This is a genomic window from Pseudomonas migulae (assembly GCF_043225285.1).
Classification (GTDB): Bacteria; Pseudomonadota; Gammaproteobacteria; order Pseudomonadales; family Pseudomonadaceae; genus Aquipseudomonas; species Aquipseudomonas migulae_C.
In genome coordinates this window covers 480,509-506,443 of sequence record NZ_CP171224.1, presented here as the reverse complement: position 1 = coordinate 506,443, position 25,935 = coordinate 480,509, and the positions used below count along the sequence as shown (strand labels likewise).

General features: G+C 60.1%; 23 protein-coding genes. 6 read left to right on the top strand and 17 right to left on the bottom strand.

All coding sequences use genetic code 11. The annotated features are described in order from the left end of the window. Window positions 1-121 precede the first annotated feature (121 nt). Window positions 122-877, top strand: a complete 756-nt coding sequence (locus ACF6ZU_RS02410; protein WP_392890336.1) for a spermidine synthase — start codon at window positions 122-124, stop codon at window positions 875-877. Window positions 878-988: 111 nt separating this feature from the next. Here ACF6ZU_RS02410 and ACF6ZU_RS02405 read toward each other — a convergent pair whose 3' ends face one another. After that, window positions 989-1,780, bottom strand: coding sequence for a crotonase/enoyl-CoA hydratase family protein (locus ACF6ZU_RS02405; RefSeq protein WP_392890335.1), 792 nt, complete (start codon window positions 1,778-1,780; stop codon window positions 989-991). Between the two features lie 421 nt (window positions 1,781-2,201). Between ACF6ZU_RS02405 and ACF6ZU_RS02400 the strand changes: the two genes are divergently transcribed. Further along, entirely contained in the window at window positions 2,202-3,875 is a 1,674-nt protein-coding gene (locus tag ACF6ZU_RS02400; RefSeq protein WP_392890333.1) for a DEAD/DEAH box helicase, read from the top strand. Between the two features lie 219 nt (window positions 3,876-4,094). Here ACF6ZU_RS02400 and ACF6ZU_RS02395 read toward each other — a convergent pair whose 3' ends face one another. The 7 genes from ACF6ZU_RS02395 to minC form a co-directional block, all read right to left on the bottom strand. After that, the gene (locus ACF6ZU_RS02395) at window positions 4,095-6,251 is read right to left on the bottom strand and encodes a mechanosensitive ion channel family protein (protein WP_392890331.1); all 2,157 of its coding nucleotides are present in this window, start codon (window positions 6,249-6,251) and stop codon (window positions 4,095-4,097) included. 78 nt (window positions 6,252-6,329) lie between these two features. Continuing rightward, complete coding sequence (locus tag ACF6ZU_RS02390; RefSeq protein WP_392890330.1) at window positions 6,330-6,506, bottom strand: hypothetical protein; 177 nt, start codon at window positions 6,504-6,506, stop codon at window positions 6,330-6,332. Window positions 6,507-6,626: 120 nt separating this feature from the next. Then, complete coding sequence (locus ACF6ZU_RS02385) at window positions 6,627-7,916, bottom strand: M18 family aminopeptidase (protein ID WP_392890329.1); 1,290 nt, start codon at window positions 7,914-7,916, stop codon at window positions 6,627-6,629. Between the two features lie 189 nt (window positions 7,917-8,105). Then, window positions 8,106-8,741 (bottom strand): RluA family pseudouridine synthase, encoded by a 636-nt coding sequence (locus ACF6ZU_RS02380; protein ID WP_392890328.1) that lies wholly within the window; start codon window positions 8,739-8,741, stop codon window positions 8,106-8,108. Between the two features lie 189 nt (window positions 8,742-8,930). Further along, complete coding sequence (gene minE, locus ACF6ZU_RS02375; protein ID WP_007944431.1) at window positions 8,931-9,185, bottom strand: cell division topological specificity factor MinE; 255 nt, start codon at window positions 9,183-9,185, stop codon at window positions 8,931-8,933. Beyond that, on the bottom strand, window positions 9,185-9,997 hold the full coding sequence (gene minD, locus ACF6ZU_RS02370) for a septum site-determining protein MinD (RefSeq protein WP_150631077.1): 813 nt from the start codon (window positions 9,995-9,997) through the stop codon (window positions 9,185-9,187). Before minD ends, minE begins: the two co-directional genes overlap by 1 nt. Window positions 9,998-10,197: 200 nt before the next feature. After that, the gene (gene minC / locus ACF6ZU_RS02365; RefSeq protein WP_392890327.1) at window positions 10,198-10,929 is read right to left on the bottom strand and encodes a septum site-determining protein MinC; all 732 of its coding nucleotides are present in this window, start codon (window positions 10,927-10,929) and stop codon (window positions 10,198-10,200) included. Between the two features lie 118 nt (window positions 10,930-11,047). On the opposite strand from minC, the gene ACF6ZU_RS02360 reads away from it, so the two are divergent. The 3 genes from ACF6ZU_RS02360 (at window position 11,048) to ACF6ZU_RS02350 (ending at window position 16,134) form a co-directional block, all read left to right on the top strand. Then, window positions 11,048-11,980, top strand: coding sequence for a lipid A biosynthesis lauroyl acyltransferase (locus ACF6ZU_RS02360; protein WP_392890326.1), 933 nt, complete (start codon window positions 11,048-11,050; stop codon window positions 11,978-11,980). Window positions 11,981-12,140: 160 nt separating this feature from the next. After that, complete coding sequence (locus tag ACF6ZU_RS02355) at window positions 12,141-13,310, top strand: patatin-like phospholipase family protein (RefSeq protein ID WP_392890325.1); 1,170 nt, start codon at window positions 12,141-12,143, stop codon at window positions 13,308-13,310. A gap of 73 nt (window positions 13,311-13,383) precedes the next feature. Beyond that, window positions 13,384-16,134, top strand: coding sequence for an RHS repeat-associated core domain-containing protein (locus tag ACF6ZU_RS02350; RefSeq protein WP_392890324.1), 2,751 nt, complete (start codon window positions 13,384-13,386; stop codon window positions 16,132-16,134). Between the two features lie 25 nt (window positions 16,135-16,159). On the opposite strand, the gene ACF6ZU_RS02345 is transcribed toward ACF6ZU_RS02350, so the two are convergent. The 8 genes from ACF6ZU_RS02345 to puuE all read right to left on the bottom strand — a co-directional run bounded on the left by ACF6ZU_RS02345 (window position 16,160) and on the right by puuE (window position 24,289). Next, the gene (locus ACF6ZU_RS02345; RefSeq protein WP_392890322.1) at window positions 16,160-16,945 is read right to left on the bottom strand and encodes an outer membrane protein OmpK; all 786 of its coding nucleotides are present in this window, start codon (window positions 16,943-16,945) and stop codon (window positions 16,160-16,162) included. A 375-nt stretch (window positions 16,946-17,320) separates the two neighbouring features. Continuing rightward, window positions 17,321-18,106, bottom strand: coding sequence for an outer membrane protein OmpK (locus tag ACF6ZU_RS02340; protein WP_392890321.1), 786 nt, complete (start codon window positions 18,104-18,106; stop codon window positions 17,321-17,323). Between the two features lie 168 nt (window positions 18,107-18,274). Next, window positions 18,275-19,627: a nucleobase:cation symporter-2 family protein gene (locus ACF6ZU_RS02335; protein ID WP_392890320.1), complete on the bottom strand. Its 1,353-nt coding sequence runs from the start codon at window positions 19,625-19,627 to the stop codon at window positions 18,275-18,277. A gap of 163 nt (window positions 19,628-19,790) precedes the next feature. After that, complete coding sequence (locus ACF6ZU_RS02330; RefSeq protein WP_392890319.1) at window positions 19,791-21,095, bottom strand: urate hydroxylase PuuD; 1,305 nt, start codon at window positions 21,093-21,095, stop codon at window positions 19,791-19,793. Window positions 21,096-21,145: 50 nt separating this feature from the next. Continuing rightward, window positions 21,146-21,649 carry an ureidoglycolate lyase gene (locus tag ACF6ZU_RS02325; RefSeq protein ID WP_008146154.1) on the bottom strand — a complete coding sequence of 168 codons (504 nt, stop codon included), beginning with the start codon at window positions 21,647-21,649 and terminating at the stop codon, window positions 21,146-21,148. A 117-nt stretch (window positions 21,650-21,766) separates the two neighbouring features. Next, window positions 21,767-22,762, bottom strand: a complete 996-nt coding sequence (gene alc / locus ACF6ZU_RS02320; RefSeq protein ID WP_392890317.1) for an allantoicase — start codon at window positions 22,760-22,762, stop codon at window positions 21,767-21,769. An 88-nt stretch (window positions 22,763-22,850) separates the two neighbouring features. Further along, window positions 22,851-23,366: a 2-oxo-4-hydroxy-4-carboxy-5-ureidoimidazoline decarboxylase gene (uraD, locus tag ACF6ZU_RS02315; protein WP_392890316.1), complete on the bottom strand. Its 516-nt coding sequence runs from the start codon at window positions 23,364-23,366 to the stop codon at window positions 22,851-22,853. Continuing rightward, complete coding sequence (gene puuE / locus ACF6ZU_RS02310; RefSeq protein WP_008031461.1) at window positions 23,363-24,289, bottom strand: allantoinase PuuE; 927 nt, start codon at window positions 24,287-24,289, stop codon at window positions 23,363-23,365. Before puuE ends, uraD begins: the two co-directional genes overlap by 4 nt. A 420-nt stretch (window positions 24,290-24,709) precedes the next feature. Here puuE and uraH point away from each other — a divergent pair, with 420 nt between their 5' ends. Next, complete coding sequence (gene uraH, locus ACF6ZU_RS02305) at window positions 24,710-25,063, top strand: hydroxyisourate hydrolase (protein ID WP_008031462.1); 354 nt, start codon at window positions 24,710-24,712, stop codon at window positions 25,061-25,063. Window positions 25,064-25,251: 188 nt separating this feature from the next. On the opposite strand, the gene ACF6ZU_RS02300 is transcribed toward uraH, so the two are convergent. Then, a complete protein-coding gene (locus tag ACF6ZU_RS02300; protein ID WP_392890314.1) occupies window positions 25,252-25,878 on the bottom strand; it encodes a LysE family translocator in 627 nt (208 codons plus the stop codon). Between the last annotated feature and the right edge of the window lie 57 nt (window positions 25,879-25,935).

The following is a 25,935-nucleotide window of genomic DNA, read 5'->3' as shown; positions in this document are numbered from 1 at the left end:
TTTACGCTCGGGCGTTCATGTTATCAGCAAATTAGTGCGTGACCTGTTCCCGTCGCTTCGCGGACAATCGCGCCTTTGCCGCTTCTTGTTGCGGCACGGCCGGTAACGATCTGGAGACGAAATGACTGAGGAGCGCGTCGAGCATCTGCTCGCCGAGGTACAGGATGAGTTCGGCGTGATTCGCGTGCTGGAAGTGGCCGACTACCGGTTCCTCGAGTTCGGTGATGCCATCGAGCAGAGCTGCGTGTTCACTGCGGACCCGAGCTGGCTCGAATACGATTATACCCGGGCGATGCTGATTGGTGCGCTGTGCCACGAGCAACCGGACAGCGCGCTGTTTCTCGGCCTCGGTGCCGGCACGCTGACCCAGGCCTGCCTGAAGTTCCTGCCGCTGGAAGATGTCGAAGCCATCGAACTGCGGCCCGACGTACCGCGTCTGGCCATTGAATACCTAGGGCTGGATGACGATCCGCGCCTGTATATCCGCGTCGGCGATGCGCTGGAGTTGCTGGATACCGCCGAGCCGGCGGACCTGATTTTCGTCGACCTTTATACCGATGTCGGGCCGGGTGTCGGGCATCTGGCCTGGAGTTTTCTGGAAAACTGTCAGAAACGCTTGAATCCGGGAGGCTGGCTGGTGATCAACCAGTGGGCCACCGACGATGGCAAGCCGCTGGGCGCGGCGTTGTTGCGCGGGCTTTACCATCGGCATTACTGGGAGCTGCCGGTGAAGGAGGGCAATGTGATTCTGATCGTGCCTTCGGAGCTGGATCAGGAGCTGGACATGGATGGGCTGGTTGCGCGGGCCGAAGCGCTGGCGCCGCGGCTGGGGTATTCGTTGCAGTCGTTGATCAAGGCGATTCGCCCGGCGACCTGATGTGTCGTCTATAAGGGGCTCATCGCGAGCAGGCTCACTCCTACAGGGGAATGCATTCCAAATGTGGGAGTGAGCCTGCTCGCGATGGGGCCCTAAAGATCACTGCAAATCTCAAATCCCCTTGAAGACGCCCGGCCGCTTCTCGACCATCGACCGCACACCTTCCCTCGCATCCTCACTCGCCAACAACTTCTTCACCAACGGCGGCAACCCTTTCGCCGCTGCGGTCTCTCCTTCATAACGCGCCTGCCGCGCCGACATCAGCGTCGCCTGCACCCCCAGCGGCGCCTGCCGGGCAATCCGCTCTGCCAGTTCAATGGCCCGAGGCAATAAATCCTCACTGGCCATCACTTCCTGCACCAACCCCAGGTGCAACGCGTCATGCGCATCGAATTCATCGCCGGTCAGCAGCCAGCGCATCGCATTGCCCCAGCCGGCCACCTGATGCAGGCGCAACGTTGCCCCACCGAAAGGGAAGATTCCGCGTTGCACTTCTTTCTGGGCGAACCGGGTGTTGCTTGCGCACAGGTTGATGTCGGCGGCCAGCATCAGCTCGATGCCGATGGTCAGGCAGTAGCCTTGCGCGGCGACGATCACCGGTTTGCTGACGCGCGGACCGGCGAACACGCCCCATGGATCGCAGCCTCCGGGCGGCGCTTGCCAGCCTTCAGACAGTGCCGCGCTGGCGCTGACCAGGTCGAGCCCGGCGGTGAAATGCTCACCATGACCGAACACCACCGCCACCCGCGCCTCGCTGTCGGCTTCGAATGCGCCATAGGCCAGGCTGAGTTCGTTGAGCAGGTCGAGGTCGAAGGCGTTGCGCTTGGCCACCCGATCCAGACCGATCAACAGAACATGGCCGTGTCGCTCACGGGTGACACGACTGCAGGCGGGCTGATTCATGGGGTATTTCCTCGAGCGGGGAAGGAGCGTGAAGGGGCAGGTTTGCGTCGCCACGGTGAACCGTTTTAGCGCCATCCCCAGCAGGGCCGGGCCTTTGAAAAATAGACCGTCGCGCGATTATCCGCAAAGCCTGTGACACAACGGTGTATCCGTCATTTTTCCGACAAATAATGCTCCCTTTTTGGGCGAATTCCGGTATAGTGCGCGCCGGCCTTTAACCGGGCCGCGTTTAGGTAGCGCAATTCCCCGAAGTCAGCTTCGGCTGCACGTCCGCACACCGGACTCTCCCTTGACGAATCTTTTTCATTCATTCGTTTTCGCAAATCCCCGCCGACAAAGCAGCCAGGGCGACTCTTGAGTCTTACACGGCATGCGCAGCTTTGGAGCATGGGTCTTTGCGGATGCACTTAGAGGCAGACCCATGACCCAGGAAACCGGCGGCTTCGCCGCTTTTAATCTTAATCCGAATATTCTTGCAGCCGTCATCGCGACTGGCTACGAAGAGCCTTCGGCTATTCAGCAGCAATCGATCCCGATCATCATGGCCGGCCAGGACATGATCGGCCAGGCGCAAACCGGTACCGGTAAAACCGCCGCGTTCGCCCTGCCTATCCTGCACTGCATCGATCCTGCCAAGCGCGAGCCGCAAGCCCTGATCCTGGCGCCAACCCGTGAGTTGGCGCTGCAAGTAGCAACCGCTTTCGAAACCTACGCCAAGCAAATGCCGGGCGTTACCGTTGTGGCCGTTTACGGCGGCGCCCCTATGGGTCCACAACTGAAAGCAATCCGTAATGGCGCGCAGATCGTTGTCGCCACTCCGGGCCGTCTGTGCGACCACCTGCGTCGCGACGAAAAAGTCCTGTCGACCGTGAACCACCTGGTTCTCGACGAAGCCGACGAAATGCTCAAACTGGGTTTCATGGACGACCTCGAAGTCATCTTCAAGGCGCTGCCTCCAACCCGTCAGACCGTATTGTTCTCGGCTACCCTGCCGCAGTCGATCCGTGCGATCGCCGAGCGTCACCTGCGTGATCCGCAGCACGTGAAGATCCAGACCAAGACTCAGACCGTTACCGCGATCGAACAGGCTCACCTGTTGGTTCACGCTGACCAGAAGACCTCGGCTGTATTGAGCCTGCTGGAAGTCGAAGACTTCGACGCCCTGATCATGTTCGTGCGCACCAAGCAAGCGACCCTGGACCTGGCCAGCGCCCTGGAAGCCAAAGGCTACAAAGCCGCTGCGCTGAACGGTGACATTGCCCAGAACCAGCGTGAGCGCGTGATCGATTCCCTCAAGGATGGCCGTCTGGACATCGTTGTGGCGACCGACGTTGCTGCTCGTGGCCTGGACGTTCCGCGCATCACTCACGTATTCAACGTTGACATGCCGTACGATCCTGAGTCCTACGTTCACCGTATCGGCCGTACCGGCCGTGCCGGTCGCGAAGGTCGTGCACTGCTGCTGGTGACTCCGCGTGAGCGCCGCATGCTGCAAGTGATCGAGCGCGTAACCGGTCAGAAGGTTGCCGAAGTTCGCCTGCCGGACGCTCAGGCCGTTCTCGATGCCCGCATCAAGAAACTGACCAACAGCCTGTCGCCGCTGGTTGGCGATGCCGAGTCGACCCACGGTGATCTGCTGGATCGCCTGACCGCCGACATCGGTTGCACGCCGCGCGCCCTGGCCGCTGCTCTGCTGCGCAAGGCCACCAACGCTCAGGCGTTGACCCTGGCAGCCATCGAGAAAGAACGTCCACTGGTGCCGAACAACGCACCGCGTGGCGATCGTCCAGAGCGTACCGGTGATCGTCCGGACCGTGGTGATCGTGAGCGTCGCGCTCCGGTTCCATTGGCCGAAGGCCGTGCCCGTTGCCGTACCGCGCTGGGCGCGCGTGACGGTATTGCGGCGAAAAACCTGCTGGGCGCCATCCTCAACGAAGGTGGCCTGGCACGTGAAGCGATCGGTCGCATCCAGGTGCGTGACAGCTTCAGCCTCGTCGAGCTGCCGGAAGATGGTCTGGAAAAACTCCTGACCAAACTGAAGGACACTCGCGTTGCCGGTAAGCAGCTGAAACTGCGTCGCTACCGCGAAGATTGATCCGCCCCCGGGCTGATTGATCGCACATAAAAAATCCCCGACTGGTTCGGGGATTTTTTTTGCCTGCGATTTGCTCAACTCCGCCGATTTCGCGACTGCCCGCAAACCCTGTAGGAGCCAGCTTGCTGGCGATAAACGCACAGACACAGCGCGCATTCAGACCGCACACGTAATCGTTCACGTCCATCGCCAGCAAGCTGGCTCCTACAGGGTGCGGGGTTATTCGGTTGCCGGGCCGCCACCCGCTGTGACCACTTGCACGCTCATCCGCGGTGTCGCCAGATCCAGTCCCGCTTCATCCAGATGCCGTTTCAGCGACAGGTTGAACGCACGAGAAACTTCCCATTGCTTGATCGGCGCAGTCTTGAAGCGCGCCCGCAGAATCGCGTTGCCCGACTCGAAACTCTCCACCCCTTGAATCTCCAGCGGCGACCAGATGTTGCGTCGTTGCAGCGGATCGGTGCGCATCTTCTGGCCGACATCGCGCATCAGCTTGATCGCGTTGTCGATGTCCATGCTGGACGGGATCGCCACGCGGAAGATCGCATAGCCGAACTCCCGCGAGTAGTTCTTGATGCTTTTGATCTCGCTGAACGGAATGGTGTGGACGATGCCGTCGATGTCCCGCAAACGCACCGTGCGGATGGTCAAGCCCTCGACGGTGCCGAGGTGGCCGCCGACATCCACGTAGTCGTCGATGGCCAGAGAGTCTTCGATGATGATGAACAGCCCGGTGATCAGGTCAGCTACCAGCGACTGCGCACCGAAACCGATGGCCAGGCCGATCACGCCGGCACCGGCCAGCAGCGGCGTGACGTTCATGCCCATGTTCGCCAGGGCGACGATCAGCGCGACGATGAAAATCGCCACGAACAGCACGTTGCGAATCAGCGGCATCATCGTCTGCGCGCGAGCGTTGGCCAGGCCTTTGCGCGAGCGGGTGAGGGCGTGGTGCACGGCGGTGTCGCTGAGGATCCAGATCAGCCAGGCGAAAATCAGCGTGCCGCCGAGGCTGAACAGTTTGACGCTGATCTCGTGGCCTTCGCCTTCAGTGAACGCGATCAGCGACATGCCCCAGACGCGCAGGCCGAGCTCGATGAACGCCAGCCACACAAGCAGATGGGCGAGGGTGTAGAAGAAGCTTTTCAGGCGCTCGGAATAGAGGGCATGGCGCTTCACGCCGCGTTGCGGTTTCAGCGCGTGGCGGCGCACCAGCCCGTTGATGACCATGCACAACACCAGCAGCACGGTGCAGATCAGCGACTGACGCAGTGCGGTGCTGGTGTCGCCGGCCGAGACGAAAGTGGCAAACAGCGAAATGGCCACCAGCACCAGTGCCGGCACGTACCAGAAAGTCCCGAGAATATCGATGGTGTCGCTGAGGGCGCGGCGGGTCAGGCGCCGGGACAGCGGCTGGTTGCGGATCAGATGGGCGATCGGGCGCCGGAAGCGCAGGATGAACAGCCCGGTGGACAGCGCGGCCAGCACGTTGGCGACGGTGGCAGCGGTGTGCGCCAGGTGCGTGCCGAGGCTGCTGACCAGTCGCGGGTCGCTCAAGGCTTCGCCGAACGCGGCGAAACTGCCGATCAGCCACAGCGGCCGAAAGGCCTGATGCCGCAGGATGTACAGGGCGCGGTGACGGTGCGGACCGTCGAGCAGGGAAAAGGCAATCACGCAGATCGCCGAAAAACACGTGCCGACCACCAGCGCATAGGCCAGCACCATGGCCAGGCTTTTGCCCAGCGACGAGGGCAGGGCGTAACTCATGTAGACCGTGATCACCAGAGCAATCAGCCACGGCCCGAGCTTGCGCAGGGCAAAGCGCAGCATGTCGAGGGCCTTGGGGTGTTGCGGCAATTCTTCGGTCAGGCCGAAGCGCATCCGCACCCGATGGCCGAGCCAGATCAGCGCGGCGGCCAACAGGCTCCAGACCATCAGGATCACCGCGAAGGCAAAGATGATCGGCAGCCATTCGTTGGCGGGCAGCGCCAGGGCAATCAGTTCGTCCTTGGCCAGGTTGAATTCTGCGGACCAGCGCGTGAGCGGGCTGTCGGCGCCGGAAAACTGTTTTTCGAAATTGGCCAGCGTGCTGCCGATCAGGCCGAGTACGCCTTCTTCAACTGCCGGTTGGGCTTTTTTGGTGGCGTCGCGCAGTTTCTTCAGGTCGGCCAGCAGCTTGGTGCGTTGCTGATCGTTTTCCAGTGATTTGATGACTTCGTCGAGGGATTGCCCCAGCGGTTCCTGTGCCTCGGGCTGGGTTTTCTCCGAGCTTCCGAGCAGGCTCGGCAAGCCGACGGCCTGGGCCGGCGTGAGCGGCAGCAGCGTCATCAGGCAGACGAAAAATAAGCAGGGCAGGGCAAAAAGACGAGCGAGCACTAGGCGGTCAACCTTGTAGGAACAGATCGACCGAGTGTACGAGCCCGCCAAAATCAATGCGAGCCGCAGGTGTGGATTTTATTCGTTGAGCTTGGCGAGGATCTTGAACACCACGGTGGCGAGAATCGTCAGCATGCCGATCCACATCGCGAACACGCCAGCGTTCTTGTCGCGGAAGTTGAAGCCGATGGCCAGCATGATCATCCCCGAAAGAATCGGGATCAGCATGGCGTGGAAGGAAGACATCGAGATCATGGGCGACTGCCTTGTCGAAAGGGATAATTTAAGTCTAGTGGTTTTAACAACTGTAGGAGCCGGCTTGCCGGCGATAGCGATTTCAAGGACGCCATCGCCAGCAAGCCGGCGCCTACAGGGTTAGGGCAACTCTTGGCAGGCGTAGAACGCGCTCAGAACCTTGACCAGGTGCGCCAGGTCATGGCTGCCGCACAGCTCGCGGATCGAGTGCATGGCGAACGTCGGCAGGCCGATGTCCACGGTGCGCACGCCCAGATGGCTGGCGGTGATCGGGCCGATGGTCGAGCCGCAGCCCATGTCGCTGCGCACCACGAAGCTTTGCACCGGCACTTCTTCAGCCATGCACAGATGGCGGAAGAACCCGGCGGTTTCGCTGTTGGTGGCGTAGCGCTGGTTGCTGTTGACCTTGATCACCGGGCCGGCGTTGAGTTTCGGCCCGTGGTTGGCGTCGTGCTTGTCGGCGTAGTTCGGGTGCACGCCGTGGGCGTTGTCAGCCGAAACCAGCAGGGATTTCTGAATGGTGCGTACGAATTCGTCACCTTCAGGCAGCAGGCGGCGCAGGGTCTGCTCAAGCATCGGGCCGTCAGCGCCGCAGGCGGAGCAGGAGCCTACTTCTTCGTGGTCATTGGCGACGAACACGCAGGTTTCTTCGGTGTCAGCCGTCAGCAAGGCTTGCAGGCCGGCGTAGCACGACAGCAGGTTATCCAGGCGCGCACCGGCGATGAAGTCGCCGTGCAGGCCGATGACTGCTGCGCTTTGGGTGTCGTAGAAACTCAGCTCGTAGTCGAGCACCACGTCGGCGTTCAGACCGTGTTCCAGCGCCAGTTGGTTGGTGAGCACCGCGCGGAAATCCACGCGCTCGTCACCGGCAAACTGCGCAAGGATCGGCGGCAGTTCGGTCTGGGCGTTGATGGCCCAGCCCATGTTGGCTTCACGATTGAGGTGAATGGCCAGGTTCGGGATGATCGCAATCGGTGCCTTGAAGTCGATCAGCTGGCTTTCGACCTTGCCGTCGCGGCGGAAGGTCACGCGGCCGGCCAGGGACAGGTCACGGTCGAACCACGGTGCCAGCAACGCACCGCCATAGACTTCGACACCCAGCTGCCAGAAACCCTGGCGCTGCAGTTCCGGCTGGGGTTTGACCCGCAGGCACGGGCTATCGGTGTGCGCGCCAACCAGGCGAATGCCGCTGTGCAGCGGTGAGTGGCGGCCCATCTTGATGGCGACGATCGAAGAGTCGTTGCGGGTGACGTAGTAGCGGCCGTTGGCCTCGGTGGCCCAGGTCTCGCGCTCGTCGAGACGCTGATAACCCGCCGCTTCCAGGCGCTGAACGAGGCTGGCGGTGGCATGGAATGGGGTAGGGGAGGCCTTGAGGAAATCGATCAGGCCTTGGTTCAACTCTTCGCGCATAAGTAGCTCCAGACAGCAATGGCGCCAGTTTAACGTATTGGCTGGAGAATTGGCGTCGGACTGGTGGAGCGGGCGATCTCCCTGTGGGAGTGAGCCTGCTCGCGATGGTGGTGCGTCAGTCGCTATTGATGTTGACTGACACGGCGCTATCGCGAGCAGGCTCGCTCCTGCAGGGTCATGCGTTGATGCTTAAAACGGTGCGGGGCACTCGAAACGCAAGCGCTCGCCAGTCTGCGGGTGGGTGAAGCTCAGCATGCTGGCGTGCAGGCACAGCCGTGGCCAGGCGGCCAGCGCCTGCTCATGGGCATAGAGCCCGTCGCCCAGCAGCGGATGACCGATGGAGAGCATGTGCACGCGCAACTGATGGGAGCGGCCGGTGATCGGCGTCAGTTCCACGCGGCACCAGTCGCCACAGCGTTCCAGCACGCGCCAGAAGGTCAGGGCGTTTTTGCCGAACTCGTGGTCCACCACATGGCGTGGCTTGGTCGGCGGGTCGTAGCGCAAAGGCAGGTCGATACTGCCGCTGTCCAGTTCCGGCTGGCCCCAGCAGAGGGCGGTGTAGGCCTTTTCTGTTTCGCGGTCGTGAAATTGCCGGGACAGTTCACGATGCGTATCGGCATCGCGGGCCAGCAGGATGATGCCGGAGGTTTCCCAGTCCAGGCGATGGACGATGCGGGCTTCCGGGTAACCGTTTTCCTGCAGGCGGGTGATCAGGCAGTCCTTGTTGTCATCGGCCCGGCCAGGGACGGAAAGCAACAGGGTCGGTTTGTTCACCACCAGGACGGCGGCGTCCTGATGGATGATGTGGACGTTGGACAGCGGCATTAAAACAGCCTCGTAACAAACGCCAACGGCGGCTCGATCACCTGGACACCCCTTCCTGTAGGAGCCGGCTTGCTGGCGATAGCATCAACGCGGTGTATCAGTTACACCGAATCGCCTGCATCGCCAGCAAGCTGGCTCCTACAGAAACGGGGCGGGTGAGCGAGCCGCCGTGGCTCCCGCCGGATCGACTCAGCGATCTGGCAGGGTGATATTGAGTTCCAGAATCGAGCAGCTACCCTGGTTTTCCAGGGCGACGTGCACGTCATCGGACCCGATATTGACGTACTTGCGGATCACCTCGACCAATTCCTTCTGCAAGGCGGGCAGGTAGTCCGGGGTACTGCGTTGGCCGCGTTCATGCGCCACGATGATCTGTAGACGCTCTTTCGCTACCGAGGCGGTACTGGGCTTCTTGTTAGCACGAAAGAAGTCAAAAATATTCATTACCGGCCTCCAAACAGACGCTCAAAGAATCCTTTCTTCGTCACATCGAGAAACCGATGCTCCACGGTTTTGCCCAGCAGGCGATCGACGGCATCGCTGTACGCCTGGCCGGCGTCGCTCTGGTCGTCGAGGATCACCGGCACGCCGGAGTTGGATGCCTTGAGTACCGCTTGGGACTCAGGAATCACACCCAGCAGGGTCACGGCGAGGATTTCCTTGACGTCTTCGACGCCAAGCATTTCGCCGTCACTGACGCGTTGCGGGTTGTAACGGGTCAGCAGCAGGTGTTCCTTGATCGGCTCTTCGCCGTTCTCGGCGCGGCGCGATTTGCTGGCCAGCAGGCCCAGCATGCGGTCCGAGTCACGTACCGAGGAGACTTCCGGGTTGGTCACGACGATCGCTTCATCGGCGAAGTACATGGCCAGGTGGGCACCCTTCTCGATGCCGGCCGGGGAGTCGCAGACCACGAATTCGAAATCTTCTTTCAGCGCCATCAGGACTTTTTCCACGCCTTCGACGGTCAGCGCGTCTTTGTCGCGGGTCTGACTGGCGGCCAGTACGTAGAGGTTTTCCAGGCGCTTGTCTTTGATCAGGGCCTGTTGCAGGTTGGCTTCGCCGTTCACTACGTTGACGAAGTCATACACGACGCGACGTTCACAACCCATGATCAGGTCGAGGTTACGCAAACCAACGTCGAAGTCGACGATAACTGTTTTGTGACCGCGCAGTGCGAGGCCGGTACCGATAGCAGCGCTGGTGGTGGTCTTACCCACACCACCCTTGCCGGATGTAACCACTAGAATCTTGGCCAAGGTGTTTCACCCCTAAGGAAAAAGGACATTTAGCCCCTGAAAAACATCTCTGGAAAAACGACTGCAGTCGGACAGCTTGGCTGGAATCCGGTCCTGAACCGCGCTTACCTCCGGTAAACACTGCTTTTGGCCTTTTTCCTACTTCGTTTGAGCCGTTTTCGCTACGTTTTAGAGATGCTTGGAAAATGCGGCAGTATCCGTTAAAGCCGAATGATGTTCAACACATCGCCCGACAGGCTGACCTGCACGCCGGCACCCCATAGAGGGTCGCGACGCAGATCTTCCGAAACCTTGTAGTGGCCCGCGATCGAGATCATCTCAGCGCTCATTTGCTGGCAGAAAATCCGGGCCTTCGTGTCGCCTTTGACCCCGGCCAACACACGACCGCGCATGGGGCCGTATACATGGATGTTGCCATCGGCGAGAAGTTCCGCCCCCGGGCTGACCGAGGAGATCACCACCAGGTCGCAGCCCTGGGCGTAAATCTGCTGGCCGCCGCGCACGGGCGAGGTGATGATTTTCGTCGGTTTGACCGTCGGTTCCGGCGGTTTTTCCGGCTTCTTCGCTGCAGCGGGGGCCTCCAGCGGACGCTCACGCGCGCCGGACGGCGGCAGCACCGGCAGGTCGACTGCGATGGCGGCGGCGATGTCTTCGATGCGGCTGGCGCGGATCGCCAGGGTGCGCAGGCCATGCTGGCGGCAGACGCGCATCAGGCCCGGCAGATCGACCGCGCCTTCGCTGGCCGGAAGCTTGTCCAGCGCCAGTACCAGCGGTGCGTTGCTGAAGAACCCCGGCGCCTGGGCCACTTTGGCAGCCAGTTGCCGATCGAGGCTGTCGAGGTCGTTACGGGCCAGTTCCAGCACGGTAATGGCGAGCATGCTGCCCTTCAACTGGAACACGGGATCCTGGTCTTGCGATTCGATTTGGCTCATGGTCGGCATACAACGGCTTGTCACTAAAAGTGCCGAGACTTATAACGAGAACGCTCGCCAGCCGCAAGCCGGGTCGAACGATGTAGAATGCGCGGCCATTGTCTTTCCGGAACCTTTAATGGATCGCCCGCGTTTTCAAAAAACATTCCTGATGCCGCGTTTCTGGCCGCTGTGGTGCGGCTTGGGGCTGTTGTGGCTGATCGTTCAATTGCCTTACCCGGCGCTGCTGTCTATCGGCCGGGCGCTCGGTGCATTGATGTATCGCGCGGCGGGCGACCGACGGCGCATTGCCAAGCGCAACCTGGAACTGTGCTTCCCGGAAAAAACCGCCGCCGAGCGCAAGCGCCTGCTCAAGGAAAACTTTGCCTCCACCGGCATCGCGTTCTTTGAAATGGCCATGAGCTGGTGGTGGTCGCGGGAGCGTCTGGCGAAGCTGGCGCATGTCGAAGGGCTGGAGCACCTGAAGAAGGCCCAGCGCGACGGCAAGGGCGTGATCCTGATGGCGGTGCACTTCACCACCCTGGAAATCGGTGCGGCGTTGCTCGGTCAGCAGCACACCATCGACGGCATGTACCGCGAGCACAAGAACCCGCTGTTCGATTACATCCAGCGCAACGGTCGCGAGCGACACAACCTCGACTCGCTGGCCGTGGAGCGCGAAGACGTGCGCGGCATGCTCAAGCTGCTGCGGTCCGGCCGGGCGATCTGGTACGCGCCGGATCAGGACTACGGCGCCAAGCAAAGTATCTTCGTGCCGCTGTTCGGCATTCAGGCCGCGACCGTCACCGCCACCAGCAAGTTTGCGCGGCTGGGCAAGGCGCTGGTCGTGCCGTTCACCCAGGAGCGTCTCGCCGATGGCAGCGGCTATCGACTGGTGATCCATGCGCCGCTCGAAGGTTTCCCGGGCGAGACCGAAGAGGCCGATTGCCTGCGGATCAATCAGTGGATCGAAGGCGTCCTGCGCGATTGCCCGGAGCAATACCTCTGGGCCCATCGCCGTTTCAAGAGCCGTCCGCCCGGCGAACCCAAGCTGTACGCCAAACGCGGCTGAACCCCCAATTCCCTGTAGGAGCGAGCCTGCTCGCGAAAAACCTGAGAGCGCAGCGGAGTGTCAGGCAGCCAACTTAATCGTTGACGACCTTCGCGAGCGAGCTCGCTCCTACAGGTACAGAGGAACGGGAAATCTCATCAAGCACCATGGAGAGTTGTGCATGAGTCCAGGCGAACCGGTTACAGGGTTGATTCTTTCCGGCGGCGGGGCTCGGGCGGCCTACCAGGTCGGCGTTCTGGCCGCGATTGCCGAACTGCTGCCGGAGGGCGCGAGTAACCCGTTCCCGGTGATCGTCGGCACCTCGGCCGGGGCGATCAATGCGGTCAGCCTCGCCAGCGGTGCAATGGATTTTCGCAGCGCCATCGAACGCCTGACTGCTTTCTGGCAGGGGTTCCGCAGCCATTTGGTGCTGCGTAGCGACTGGCCGGGCGTGATCCGGCAGGCCAGCCGTTTTGTCAGCCACAGCTTGCTCGGCATCGGCGCCCAGGTGCCGGTGGCCTTGCTCAACAGCTCGCCGCTGCGCGGGCTGCTCAATGACAAATTGCACATGAACGGCATCGCCGAAGCCATCGCGCAGAAGCAGTTGCAAGCCGTTGCGGTGACTGCGTTCGGTTATGAGTCCGGTCAGGCCGTGACCTTTTATCAGGGCGGCGGCACCATCAATGCTTGGTTGCGCCATCGGCGAATTGGCGTGCCGACGCAATTGACCGTCGAACACCTGCTCGCCAGCTCGGCCATCCCGCTGTTGTTTGCGCCGGTGAAGATCGGCGAAGAGTATTTCGGTGACGGCGCCGTACGCCAATCGGCACCGATCAGCCCGGCCTTGCACCTGGGTGCCAGCCGCGTGCTGGTGGTGGGCGTCAGCGGCAACCCGCGCGGGGTCGACCCGGAGCAACCGCTGCAACGGACCTACACCGGCCAGCAACCGACGCTCGCGCAGATCGGCGGGCACATGCTCAACAGTACGTTCATCGACAGCCTGGAAAGTGACATCGAGTTGTTGCAGCGCTTGAACCAGTTCAGTCACCTGATGCCCGACGGCACGCCGTCCCGTGCGCTCGGGGTGGCGCCGGTGGAGGTGCTGGTGATTTCACCGAGCCAGCCGATCGATGAAATTGCTGCACGCCATCGCCAGGAGTTGCCGGCGGCACTGCGTCTGTTTCTGCGCGGACCGGGGGCGACCAAGACCAGCGGGGCGGGGGTGTTGAGTTACCTGCTGTTCGAGGCGGGGTATTGCAGCGAGCTGATTGATCTGGGACGGCGGGATGCGTTGGCGAAGCGTGAAGAACTGTGCCGGTTCCTGGGGCTTTCGGTGCCGGAACCCGCTTGAACTGTCAGTTGTGACAGTAGACGCCCGGGCGTTTATTCACTCAGATTGAAGCCCTCAGGCAGAGGGTTGGAAGATGGCGGCTGCGCGCTGGATTGATGCTCACACGCCGACGCTGTCGGTGGTGGATTCGCGCGCGTTGCTTGTCCGAAATGTCGCCTATTGTCGTCATCCGCTGGCCCCTGCCATTGAGAGCCGCATTACGCGCAATCGTTTTGATTCGGCTGGACGGCATGTTGCCTCCTGGGACCCGCGCTTGTGGGGGATGGGGCCGAGGGCGAATCTCATCACCACTTATAACTTGCAAGCTCAGCCACTGTTGACGGACAGCGTCGATGGCGGTTGGCGGTTGAGTTTGCGTGATCAGGCGGATTCGATCTGCTCGTGGTGGGACGGGCGCGGCAGTCAGGGACACACTGAATTCGATCGGCTTCAGCGTCCGCTCGCCGTGACGGAATGGATGAAGGCTGCACTGCCACGGGTTTCGGAGCGGTTTACGTATGGCGCTGCGGATGACGAGTCCGCCGCCCATAACCAGTGCGGCCAACTGATCCGCCATGACCATCCGGCTGGCAGTCGCAGCCTCTGCGAATTTGGTGTGAATGGTTTGCTGCTGTCGGAGCAGACCCGTTTCCTGCGTGATCTGGAGTGGCCGGATTGGTCATCGGAATTTGCCGAAGCGAAACTGGAAAACGAGGTGTTCGAGACGACGCAGCAGTACGCACCTTTGGGGGACATGCTGGGTCAGATTGATGCCATGGGTAATGCCAGATCTTTCGTTTACGATCGTCTCGGTCAATTGCGTGAGGTCTGTCTGAAGCTGGCCGGTTCCCCTGCGTCACGCTTACTGGTCAGTGACATCCACTACGACGCCTTCGGCCGAGCCGTTAGCGAACGGGCTGGCAACGGCGTCACTACCACGGCCCGTTATGCGGGTGAAGACGGGAACCTTTTGCAATTGCAGGCGTGTAATGCCGATGGCAAGCCCCTTCAGGATTTTCATTACAAATACGACCCGGTCGGCAACATCACTTGTATTGAAGACAAGGCTCAACTAACGAGGCATTTCAATAACCAGCAAATCGACCCGGTCGATTGTTATGACTACGACAGTCTTTATCAGTTGATCCGCGCCACCGGCCGTGAAGTCAGTCAACCCAGCCATGGTCCCGCACTACCGGGGTGGCAAACTACGCCGCTGGACCCCAATCAACTGCGCAACTACACCCAGACCTTTAACTACGACGCCGCGGGCAACCTGCAAACACGCCACCACAGTGGTGCGCCAGCCTTCGAGATGTTTACCGCGCTGGAGAGCAATCGCAGCGTTGCGGGAGAGGGCAGTCTGGTAGACGGCTTCGATGCCAATGGAAATCAGCTGGCGTTGTTGCGCGGGCAAAAGATGAGTTGGGACGTTCGCAACCAGTTATGCACCGTCACCTTGGTCAAGCGTGACGAAGGTCCTGACGATACCGAATGTTATCGCTATGACAGTCCCGGACATCGTTTGCGCAAAGTCCGACTGGCCCTGTCCACGCGTCGCACACTGCGTGCAGAGACTCGCTACTTGCCGGGCCTGGAAATCCTTCGTGACATGGCCTCCGGAGAAGTGCGGTGTGTTGTGAGCATCGAAGCGGGGCACTGCCAGGTGCGTGCCTTGCATTGGGTGACGAAGCCGCCGCGTGACGTTCGTAACGATCAACTGCGTTTTTGCCTGAGCAATCATCTGAACTCCAGCACCCTGGAACTGGATGAGCGCGGTGGTCTGCTGAGTCGGGAGGTTTATTACGCATTTGGTGGGACGGCTTTGTGGACGGGGCCTGGAGAGACCGAAGCCAGGTACAAGACGATTCGATATTCGGGTAAAGAGCGGGATGCGACCGGGCTTTATTATTATGGGTATCGGTATTACGCGCCGTGGTTGCAGCGGTGGGTGAGTGCGGACCCCGGTGGAATTGAAGATGGGCTAAACCTGTTTTTGATGACTAGGAATTGCCCTGTTTCATTGCGGGATAACAACGGTTTGAAGGGTGAGAATGCTGTTCTTGGCTTGCCTGAAAAACTTGGTAAGTGGCATCTTGAGCGGCTACAGCTGTCTCACTCAGAACTGTTGAGAAATGACACCGTAGGCAACAACATTGTCGCCCATATCACCCTGTCATACCGGCCAGACTGGAGAGACCGATTGTTGGGTCGCTTTCAAGAAATGCCTGACCTGATCTGGCGAGAAAAAATCACGGTTAACGATTTCTCCAAAAAAGAAACCTGGAGTTTTGACGCGGATATGTTCGACCACAATCCATCAAGCAGAACGTTGGAAATTTGGCCCAAACGCTACCTCGAAGCATTTAATTCCTCCGCTGGATACTCCGGTCTGGCTAGAGGCTCAGTCGAGCTGCACGATACGGCTGGGCGCAAAGTCGATCTCAAGGACTTAGGTGAGAAAGTTTCGGACAATAAAAGCAAATCAAGAGCAGTGCGTTCCTATCTTTCGCAAAAGGGAGGGTCCCTTTCTTTTGAGATTCACGACGTCCCAGCTATACCTTTGCGCGAAGGTACTCATAAAGAGCGCTTGCTTGAAATAAGGGTTGGGCTGAACGGGGCCAAGACAACGGCGGCAATCAATCAGTATTTGTATGTGGATACGACGAGGGAGGGGGGCAGGTTCGAGCGTTTAATCGATGAAAAGTCCGTGGGCATACAGAATAGCGATTTGCGCGCTGTGGACGCGCCGACGATAGTCAGTAACAGAAGGCCTTATACAAAATTTCCTGGAGAGTTTTTCAATCCACGATCTTCAATGAAGCATCGCCCTGTAAGTCAATAATGATCTACAGGGCGGCACCAATTGATCAGAAGTGGAACTTCACCAGGAAGCTAGTCGTGCTCTGATTGGTCTTGAACGCACCGCTGTCTTCAATCCCGTACTTGTTCTTCCAGTAGTCGTACTCCACACCCACATACAACTGCTTCTCGCCGAAATTCAGCGCTTTGCCCAGGTCGTATTTGACCTGAGGGTTGAAGTGCAGGTTGGCGTGGTAGTCGCCTTTGGAGTTGGTGTCGTTGTCGACCACCCAGTCCATGAAACCGTCGATCAGGATGTTCGAATCGCCGACCGGGATGGTGTAGGACCAGACCGGGGTGATCTGCCAGACGTTGTCGCCGGCGCGCGGGCCTTCGGTTTGACGCTGGTAGAAGTTCAGCTGGAAGTAATCGAAACCAGGGATGGCCAGGTCGAAACCCGGGCCGATCAGGTAGGACTCGGTATCGCCTTCACCGAACTCGTACGTCATCGCCAGCAACACGTCTTTGATCGGGCCGAATTCGACCTTTTGATCGAGGACCTTGCCCAGGGAGATACGTGGGCTGAACTCACCGTAATAGGTGTTCGGACCGACGTTGAAGTCTTTGTCGCCGTTGTAGAAGATCTTGTCGACGAAGAAGAAGTTGTCCCCGTATTTCCAGCCGTCGGCGTGTTCGAAGGTCACCGTCTGCTGGATGCGCGGGTTGACCTGGAAGTCCTTGCCATACAGGTAGGTCAGGCTGTTGTTCTGCCATTGCAGCAAGTCGCCGGCCATGGCCTGGCCCCCGGCCAGCAAAGATCCCGCCAGCATCAGGCTAGTGCACGTACGTTTCATTCGGTTGCTCCCAAAAAGTAGGTGTTCCACGTTGTTTTTTTAAGGTCGGCGCTCTGGTGTGGCGCCTTTTTCTGTAGCGGTAAAAAATCATCCAATCGGTCAGCTTCAGTGCTGTTAGCAAGAGCTGCGCCAAGGCTTTCGAAAAGCAAAAAAACTCCCGTTCGGCGGCTCAAGAACCGTCGATTGAGAGGTGGGGTGGAATGCCTTGGTACCGTCCAGGGCCGGGATAAGTTGGCTTTCTGGTCAGGAATTAAATCCGGGCTTTTTTTTAAAGCGGATTCAGGCGGCCGCGGAGAATACTGACTCCTCGGCCAGGTCTCAAGTGCCCCGCAACAGCGCACCGACGACAGGTTTGGGGCACGGTTGCGGGTCATCTTAGAAATGCACCTTCACCAGCAGGCTGGTGGTGTTTTCATTGGTGTCGAGGCGGGCGTTGTTTTCGATGCCGTACTTGTCTTTCCAGTAGCTGTACTCGACGCCGACATACACCTGTTTCTCGCGCCAGCCGAGTGCCTTGCCCAGGTCGTATTTGATCTGCGGGTTGAAGTGAAGGTTGGCGTGATAGGTGCCGCGCGCGTTCTGGTCGTTGTCCACGACCCAGTCAAGGTAGCCGTCGATCAACAGGCTCGAATTGCCCAGCGGGACGGTGTAGGACCAAGCCGGCGTGATCTGCCAGACATCGTCGCCGGGGCGCGAGCCTTCGGTCTGGCGGTAGTAGAAATTCAGGGTGAAAAAGTTGAAGCCCGGCACCGCGAGGTCGAAGCCGGGGCCGATCAGGTAGGCCTCGGTGTCGTCTTCGCCATTCTCGTAGGTCATCGCCAGCAACACGTCCTTGATCGGGCCGAACTCGAAGCGGCGGTCGAGGATTTTGCCGAAGGAGAGGCGCGGGCTGAATTCGCCGTAATAGGCGTGAACGCCTTTGTTGCGGTCTTTCTCGCCGTTGTAGTAGGTGCTGTCGATGAACAGGAAGTTGTCGCCGTACTTCCAGCGGTCGGCGTGCTCGAAGGTGATCGTCTGCTGGATCGACGGGTTGACCGCGAAATCCTTGCCGTACAGATAGCTCAGGCTGTTGGTCTGCCACAGCAGCAGATCGCCGGCCATGACTTGACTGGCGGCCAGTAGACCACCGCCCAACAGCAGGTTTTTCTGTGTCCGAATCATCTGTTGCTCCCTCTTGTTTTTATTTTTCAAGGCGCAGGAAACCCCGGCCCCTGTAGGAGCGAGCCTGCTCGCGATGGTCGTCAACGATTACGCGTGTTATCTGGATAAACGCGGTGTTCTCGGGTTCATCGCGAGCAGGCTCGCTCCTACAGGGGGGGCGTTTCTGTCTCAGTGGGCGTGGCAGTCGTTGATCGCGGCGCGTTCCTTGCCGCCGAGGATGTTGAACAGCAGGTTCAACGCCAGGGCACTCAACGTTGCCATGGCGATACCGCTGTGGGTGATCGGGCTCATCCACAGTGGCAGGTGCGCAAAAAACTCCGGGCGCACCACGGGGATCAGGCCCATGCCGATGCTCACCGCCACCAGCAACTGGTTGCGGCGGTCACCGATGTCGGCTTCCTGGAGAATCTTGATCCCGGTGGCGGCGACCATGCCGAACATCGCAATCGCCGCGCCGCCCAGTACCGCAGGCGGAATCGAAGCGACCAGAAACGCGGCTTTCGGCAGCAGGCTCAACACGATCAACAAGCCACCGGCGACGATGGTCACCGAACGGCAACGCACGCCGGTCATCTGCACCAGACCGATGTTCTGCGCGAAAGAGGAGTGGGTGAAGGTGTTGAAGAAACCGGCGAAGAACGACGCGCCGGCATCGCACAGCAAGCCGCGTCGCAGCATTCGCGGGCAGACTTCCTGGCCGGTGACTTTGCCCAATGCGAGGAACATCCCGGTGGACTCGACGAAGATGATCACCACCACCAGGCACATCGAAAGAATCGGCGCGAGTTCAAACTTCGGCATGCCGAAATGCAGCGGGGTGACGATCTGCAGCCAGGGCGCCTGAGCCATGCCGCTGAGGTCGACCATGCCGATAATCCCGCAGATCGCGTAGCCCAGGCACATGCCGATCAGCACGGAAATGTTGACCCAGAAACCGCGCATGAAGCGATGCACCAACAGGATGGTGCCCAACACCAGTGCGGCGATGGCCAGGTAGATCGGTGAACCGAATTGCGCGGCGCCGGCACCGCCGCCGGCCCAGTTGACGGCCACGGGGAACAGCGACAAACCGATCGAGGTGATGACCGTGCCGGTCACCAGCGGCGGGAAGAAACGCACGACTTTGGACATGAATGGCGCGATGAGCATGCCGAAGAACCCGGCGGCGATGGTGGCACCGAAGATGCCTTGCAGGCCGATGCCGGGCATGCCGGCCATGGCGACCATGCTGCCGACCGCGGCGAAACTGGCGCCCATCATCACCGGCATGCGGATGCCCATCGGGCCGATGCCCAAGGATTGGACGATGGTGGCGATGCCCGCGACCAGCAGGTCGGCGTTGATCAGGAAGGCGATTTCTTCACGACTCAGGCCAGCGGCCTGTCCGATGATCAGCGGCACCGCGATGGCTCCGCCGTACATCAGCAAAACATGTTGCAGACCGACCAGGATCAGTTGCAAAAGGGGCAAACGCTGAATGGCGGGTGCGTCGGGGATGCGTGCTTGGGATAGCTCGGACATGCAACACCTCGGATCTTTTTTATTCTTGTGATTATTTGCATCAGGTTGACCGCGGCGCGGCCGATCGCCAGCAAGCCGGCTCCTACAGGTTTTGGGTCGGTCGTATCATTTGTGAACGACGTAAATCCGTAGGAGCCAGCTTGCTGGCGATGCTTTTCAACGGTTAGTTGGTCGGAGCTCCCTGAACAATCCAGGCACCGATCAGGTCACGTTCCTGCTGGGTCATCTGGGTGATGTTGCCCAGTGGCATGATCTGGCTGGTGACCGCTTGAGCCTGGATGCGCGCCGCGTTCTGGCGGATCTGCTCGGGTGTATCGAACATCACGCCGGCCGGCGCGGCACTGAACAGCGGGCTGGTCGGCTTGGCCGAATGGCACACTGCGCAACGTTCCTGAATCACGCTGTGCACCTTGTCAAAACCCGGGCCTGCGTTGGACGCTTGCGCCGGCACAGCGGCAGGCGCTTCTGCAGGTTTGGCTTCAGCCGGTTTCAAACCACCGCCCAACGCCGTTTCCGGCAGCGGCTGGTACTCGATGGTGCCGGGTGCCTTGGCGACTTCAGGCGCGGTTGGCATCTGCGCCGGACCGGTCACGTAAGCCAGGCTGATCATGCCGACTGCTGCCACCGGCAGTGTCCAGGCAAACTTGTGGCTGTCGTGACGGGTGTTGAAGTAGTGACGCACCAACACCGCCAGCACCGCGATCCCGGCCAGGATCAGCCAGTTGTATTGGCTGCCGTAAGTGCTCGGGAAGTGGTTGCTGATCATGATGAACAGCACTGGCAGGGTGAAGTAGTTGTTGTGACGCGAACGCAGCAAGCCTTTGGCCGGCAGTGCCGGGTCCGGCGTGCGGTTCTCGGCAATCGCCGCCACCAGTGCGCGCTGTGCCGGCATGATGATGCGGAACACGTTGCCGACCATGATGGTGCCGATGATCGCGCCGACGTGCAGGTACGCACCGCGACCGCTGAACACTTTGCTGAAGCCGTAGGCCGCGCCGATGATCAGCACGAACAGGATGAAGCCGAGCAGGGCAGGGCGTTTGCCCAGGGCCGAGTCGCAGAGGAAGGAGTAGATGAACCAGCCGATGAACAGCGAGCCGATACCGATGGCCACGCCTTCAGGACCGCTCAGGCTGCTGCCCGGTGCCAGCAGGTAAAGCGTCGGGTTGGAGTAGAACACCACGCACAGCAGCGCGATCCCCGACATCCAGGTGAAGTAGGCTTCCCATTTGAACCAGTGCAGGTTGTCCGGCATGGTCGGTGGGGCCAGTTTGTATTTTTCCAGGTGGTAGATACCGCCGCCGTGGATCGCCCACAGATCACCGGCCAGACCGCTTTTCGGGTTGACCCGATTGAGGTTGTTCTCCAGCCAGACGAAATAGAACGACGCACCGATCCAGGCCACGCCAGTAATCATGTGAACCCAGCGCACGCTCAGGTTCAGCCATTCCAACAGATGTGCTTCCACAGTCTTTACCTCTCGCCCGTCACTCTGTTGTCGAGTGATCGGACCTTCTCTTATTGGTGGGGGGCGAGGATCAAACGCTCATCCTCTTTGAAAAAATGCTCATCGCAGTTATTGCCTGTGCCACTGCGATCAACCACCAGGAAGTCATCCCGCTTTTCGATCGTCAGCACCGGATGGTGCCAAACGCCGCGATGGTAATTAATGCCCTGCCTGCCGTTGGTGACGAAGGCGCGGACCAAGCCTGATACAGGTTCATCGCCAAGTGGCGCGACCACGATCAGAAAGGGGTTGCCGAGCAGCGGAATGAAAGCCTGGCTGCCCAGCGGGTGACGCTCCAGCATGCTGACGGTCAGCGGCATGTCCTGCGCGTCGGCGCGGAAGATGCTGATGATCGCGTTGTCCTCTGGCTTGGCGGTTTCCACCGTCGCCAGTTTATGGAAGCGCATGGTCGAACCGTTGTTGATCATGAAGTGATCGCTGCCGTCGGTTTCGATCACGTCACCGAAAGGGGCGAAGGCTTCTTTGGTCAGCGGTTCAATCGTCAGTGTGCGCATGCTGTTCTTTTCCGAATTCTGTGTTGTTGGTTCTATCGTCATCGCGAGCAGGCTCGCTCCCACAGGGGAATGCATTTCAAATGTGGGAGCGAGCCTGCTCGCGATCGGGTTCAGCGCTTATTTAGCGACCTTGCCGAGGACACGCAGGCGGCTCACACCACCATCCGGGAACACGTTCAGGCGGATGTGGGTGATCGGGCCCAGTGCCTTGATCTGCTCGGCGAAGGTGTGTTCGGCGTGCATTTCCAGTTTCTGCGCCGGCAACAGTTCGCGCCAGAACAGCGATTGGGTTTCGATCTGGCTGTCGGTGCCGCCCTTCACAAACGCGCCCTGGATCGAGCAGGTGTCCGGGTAGTTGCCCTTGAAGTGCAGGGTGTCGACGATGACTTTTTCGATCTCGCCGGCATGACCCAGCGCGACGATGACCCAGTCATTACCCGGCGTACGACGACGCGCGGTTTCCCAGCCGTCGCCCATGTTGATGCCACGGCCCGGGTTGAGGATGTTGCTCATGCGGCCGAAGTGTTCGTCGGAGCAGGCGAGGGCACGGCCACCGTTGAGGGCTGCGGCCAGGTCGACTTGCTCGTTGTCACCGACAGCGGACCAGTCGCGGAACGGAATGCCGTAGACGCGCAGACGGGCCACACCGCCATCCGGGTAGATGTTGAAGCGCAGGTGGCTGAACGACTGGTCGTTGCTGATTTCGTGGTAGTGGTGGCTGTTGCCTTGCAGCTCGACGGCGGACAGCACTTCAGTCCACTGGGTGTTTTCGTCCGGTTCGCCCGAGGCCAGGAAGCAGGCTTCCAGCGAGGCCGATGGCGGGAAGTTGCCGGTGAAGAATGAAGTGTCGATGTCCACGCCTTTGATCGAGCCCGGTACGCCCAGGCGGATCACCGCGCTGTCGTAGCCTTCGAAGCGCTTGCGGCGCGACTCCCAGCCGTCCATCCACTTGCCGTTGTCATCGAACACGCCCTCCTTCCATACGGCCGGGGTCGGTTGGAACAGACGGTTGGCGTCTGCGAACCAGTCATCGGTGACCGAGATGATTTTGGTGCCCAGGCGGGCGTCGGCCAGGTTGACGAACTTCTCGAAAGGTACGGCGTAAGCTTTCATTCTTCTTGTCTGCCTTTAATAAGTTGGCTTGGGATGCTTGCAGTGCCCTGGGCGATGTTTGCGTTCAATGTCGCTCGGGCAAGGCTCGCTATAGGGTCAGTAATCGGAACAGGGCGATCTTGTTGATCTCCGCCAGCGCGCATTTGAATTCGGTATCTGCCGAGTTGTGAATGCGCGTTTCGAACGCCGCGAGGATCTGATGCCGGTTGCTGCCTTTTACCGCCATGATGAAGGGAAACTTGAACTTGGCCTTGTAGGCGTCGTTCAGCTCGGTGAAGCGCTGGAACTCTTCGGCCGTGCATTGGTGAATACCGGCGCCAGCCTGTTCATTGGTGCTGGCTTCGGTCAGTTGGCCCTGGACGGCGGCTTTGCCGGCCAGGTCCGGGTGAGCGTTGATCAGGGCCAACTGGGCTTGATGATCAGCGCTCAACAGGATGTCGCTCATGCGCTGGTGCAGGGTTTCGATCTCGTCGATCGAAGCGTCCTGGCCCAGGTCGAAGGCCTTTTCGGCCACCCATGGCGAATGTTCGTAGATGTCGGCGAAAGCGGCGACGAATTCGTCGCGGCTCAGAGTCGAGGGTTTCAGGGTTTGAAAGGTGCTCATTGGGCAGCCCCTTGGTACGGGTGGGTTTCGTGCCAGTGGCGCGCGATGTCGACGCGGCGGCTGAACCACACCTGTTCATGACTTTTAGCGTATTCGATAAAGCGCTTGAGTGAAGCCAGGCGCGCCGGGCGGCCGATCAGGCGGCAGTGCAGGCCGATCGACAGCATCTTCGGCGCTTCGGCGCCTTCGGCATACAGCACGTCGAACGCGTCTTTCAGGTATTCGAAGAAATCGTCGCCCTTGTTGAAACCCTGGACCTGGGTGAAGCGCATGTCGTTGGTGTCCAGGGTGTACGGGATCACCAGGTGCGGCTTGCCGGTCGGGTTGTTCGGTTCCCAGTAGGGCAGGTCGTCGTCGTAGGTGTCGCAGTCATAGAGGAAACCGCCTTCTTCCATCACCAGCCGACGGGTGTTCGGGCCGGTGCGGCCGGTGTACCAGCCCAGCGGGCGTTCGCCGGTGATTTCGGTGAGGACGCGGATCGCTTCGAGCATGTGCTCGCGTTCCTGCGCTTCGTCCATGTACTGGTAGTCGATCCAGCGATAGCCGTGGCTGCAGATCTCGTGGCCGGCATCGACCATGGCGCGGATCACGTCCGGATGGCGCTGGGCGGCCATGGCCACGGCGAAGATGGTCAGCGGAATGTCGAATTCCTTGAACAGCTTCAGAATCCGCCAGACGCCGGCACGGCTGCCATACTCGTAAAGGGATTCCATGCTCATGTTGCGCGCGCCTTGCAGCGGCTGCGCCGAAACCATTTCCGACAGGAAGGCTTCAGATTCTTTATCGCCGTGCAGGATGTTGCGCTCGCCACCTTCTTCGTAATTGAGCACGAAGGACAGGGCTATGCGGGCATTGCCCGGCCAGTGTGGGTGAGGAGGGTTACTGCCGTAACCGATCAGGTCGCGTGGGTAGTCAGCGCTCACTGCAGTCTTCCTTCTTATTCGTTGACAGATTGTGTGGCGTGCCTGGAAGTGGGAAGACAGGCTGGCGTCACAGCGATGGGCTGATTGTATACAACTTTATATTCACTTTGTAAGCCTGAATTTTCGCATTTTTCATCAACTGTCATCTTTCACGGGTATTGCAAGAAACCTGCCCAGTTGGTCAGCTAATGGATAGAAGGTCCGCCGGCCCTGTGGTTTGACGCTATATTCAGCGTGAATCCCTGAATGGCGGCGCTGGCTGCAAAAATGTCGTTTTTATTGTGTACAATTTTTTTGAAAAGTGTCTTAATCGTTCGCACGCCGCAGCTTTTCGTGCTCCGAAACGGTGCGGTCTCCTTTTCAACTGACTTCGGGAGGCGCGAGGACTGACTGCTTCAGGCAGGCAGGCGCGCAGAATCAATGGGACGTTTGACTACACACGTTTTGGACGCTGCACACGGTTGCCCGGGCAGCTCGATCAAGGTCGAGCTGTACCGCGTTGAAGGCTCGCAGCTGGAATTGGTCGCCAGCGCAATCACCAACAGCGATGGCCGTGTCGATGCTCCGTTGCTGCAAGGCGACGATTACCGGACCGGGGTCTATCAGGTTCAGTTTCATGCGGGCGATTACTACCGCGCCCGGGGTGTCCAGCTGCCGGAACCTGCGTTCCTCGATGTGGTGGTGCTGCGTTTCGGCATCTCCGCGGAACAGGATCACTACCACGTACCGCTGCTGATTTCGCCTTACAGCTATTCCACGTACCGCGGCAGCTGATCCCCCAAGCAGCTGTCTCCTCCGAGAAGCGACTGCGCATATAGCTTCTTTGGTCTTTCGCCCGCTCACACTGCGGGCTTTTTTTCGTCCTTGAGAAAGTGGGTGATGGGGCTGACGCCATCGCCGGCAAGCCGGCTCCTACAGGTCCTGCGCAAATCCTTGTAGGAGCCGGCTTGCCGGCGATGCTCTTAACGACTCAGCAGCGACGCCGCACCGGCGCCACTGAACAGCCCGGCACTGACCCGGTTAAACCAGCTCTGCCCCTTGCCGCTGCGCAGATACCGCGCCGCGCCATGCGCGCCCAGCCCATACGCTAATTTGCACAGCAGATCCAACACGGTCCAGGTCGCGATCATCACCAGCAACTGCGGCAGGAACGGTTGCTCGGCGCTCAGGAATTGCGGCAGGAAAGCGGCGAAGAACAGGATGTCTTTCGGGTTGCTCGCGCCCAACACAAATGCCCGTCCGAACAGGGCGCGGAAGCGTGGGACCGGCGCCGCCTGCGGCACTTCGGCGCCCACCGAGGGCTGACGCGACTGCTGCCAGCTCTGCCAGGCGAGGTAGAACAGGTACAGCGCACCGACGATTTTCAGCACGCTGAACAATTGTTCCGAAGCCAGCAGCAGGGCGCCCAAGCCCAGCGCCGAGGCGCTCAACAAGCAGATCGAAGCAATCACGCCACCCAAAAACGCCGGGTAAGAACGGCGCAAACCGTAATTCAGACTGTTGCTGATCATCAGCAACGACAGTGGCCCCGGGATCAGGATCACCACCAGCGCAGCGCCGCTGAACAGCAGCCAGGTTTCCAGACTCATCACTTTCCTCCATTTGCACAAAAGCCTCACCCGACGGGGTGAGGCTGTTTTCAAGCG

Coding starts and splice junctions, on each gene's coding strand:
- ACF6ZU_RS02410 (WP_392890336.1), top strand. CDS start 122: ATGACTGAGGAGCGCGTCGAGCATCTGCTCGCCGAGGTACAGGATGAG.
- ACF6ZU_RS02405 (WP_392890335.1), bottom strand. CDS start 1,780: ATGAATCAGCCCGCCTGCAGTCGTGTCACCCGTGAGCGACACGGCCAT.
- ACF6ZU_RS02400 (WP_392890333.1), top strand. CDS start 2,202: ATGACCCAGGAAACCGGCGGCTTCGCCGCTTTTAATCTTAATCCGAAT.
- ACF6ZU_RS02390 (WP_392890330.1), bottom strand. CDS start 6,506: ATGATCTCGATGTCTTCCTTCCACGCCATGCTGATCCCGATTCTTTCG.
- ACF6ZU_RS02385 (WP_392890329.1), bottom strand. CDS start 7,916: ATGCGCGAAGAGTTGAACCAAGGCCTGATCGATTTCCTCAAGGCCTCC.
- ACF6ZU_RS02380 (WP_392890328.1), bottom strand. CDS start 8,741: ATGCCGCTGTCCAACGTCCACATCATCCATCAGGACGCCGCCGTCCTG.
- minE (WP_007944431.1), bottom strand. CDS start 9,185: ATGAATATTTTTGACTTCTTTCGTGCTAACAAGAAGCCCAGTACCGCC.
- minC (WP_392890327.1), bottom strand. CDS start 10,929: ATGAGCCAAATCGAATCGCAAGACCAGGATCCCGTGTTCCAGTTGAAG.
- ACF6ZU_RS02360 (WP_392890326.1), top strand. CDS start 11,048: ATGGATCGCCCGCGTTTTCAAAAAACATTCCTGATGCCGCGTTTCTGG.
- ACF6ZU_RS02355 (WP_392890325.1), top strand. CDS start 12,141: ATGAGTCCAGGCGAACCGGTTACAGGGTTGATTCTTTCCGGCGGCGGG.
- ACF6ZU_RS02350 (WP_392890324.1), top strand. CDS start 13,384: ATGGCGGCTGCGCGCTGGATTGATGCTCACACGCCGACGCTGTCGGTG.
- ACF6ZU_RS02345 (WP_392890322.1), bottom strand. CDS start 16,945: ATGAAACGTACGTGCACTAGCCTGATGCTGGCGGGATCTTTGCTGGCC.
- ACF6ZU_RS02340 (WP_392890321.1), bottom strand. CDS start 18,106: ATGATTCGGACACAGAAAAACCTGCTGTTGGGCGGTGGTCTACTGGCC.
- ACF6ZU_RS02335 (WP_392890320.1), bottom strand. CDS start 19,627: ATGTCCGAGCTATCCCAAGCACGCATCCCCGACGCACCCGCCATTCAG.
- ACF6ZU_RS02325 (WP_008146154.1), bottom strand. CDS start 21,649: ATGCGCACACTGACGATTGAACCGCTGACCAAAGAAGCCTTCGCCCCT.
- alc (WP_392890317.1), bottom strand. CDS start 22,762: ATGAAAGCTTACGCCGTACCTTTCGAGAAGTTCGTCAACCTGGCCGAC.
- uraD (WP_392890316.1), bottom strand. CDS start 23,366: ATGAGCACCTTTCAAACCCTGAAACCCTCGACTCTGAGCCGCGACGAA.
- uraH (WP_008031462.1), top strand. CDS start 24,710: ATGGGACGTTTGACTACACACGTTTTGGACGCTGCACACGGTTGCCCG.
- ACF6ZU_RS02300 (WP_392890314.1), bottom strand. CDS start 25,878: ATGAGTCTGGAAACCTGGCTGCTGTTCAGCGGCGCTGCGCTGGTGGTG.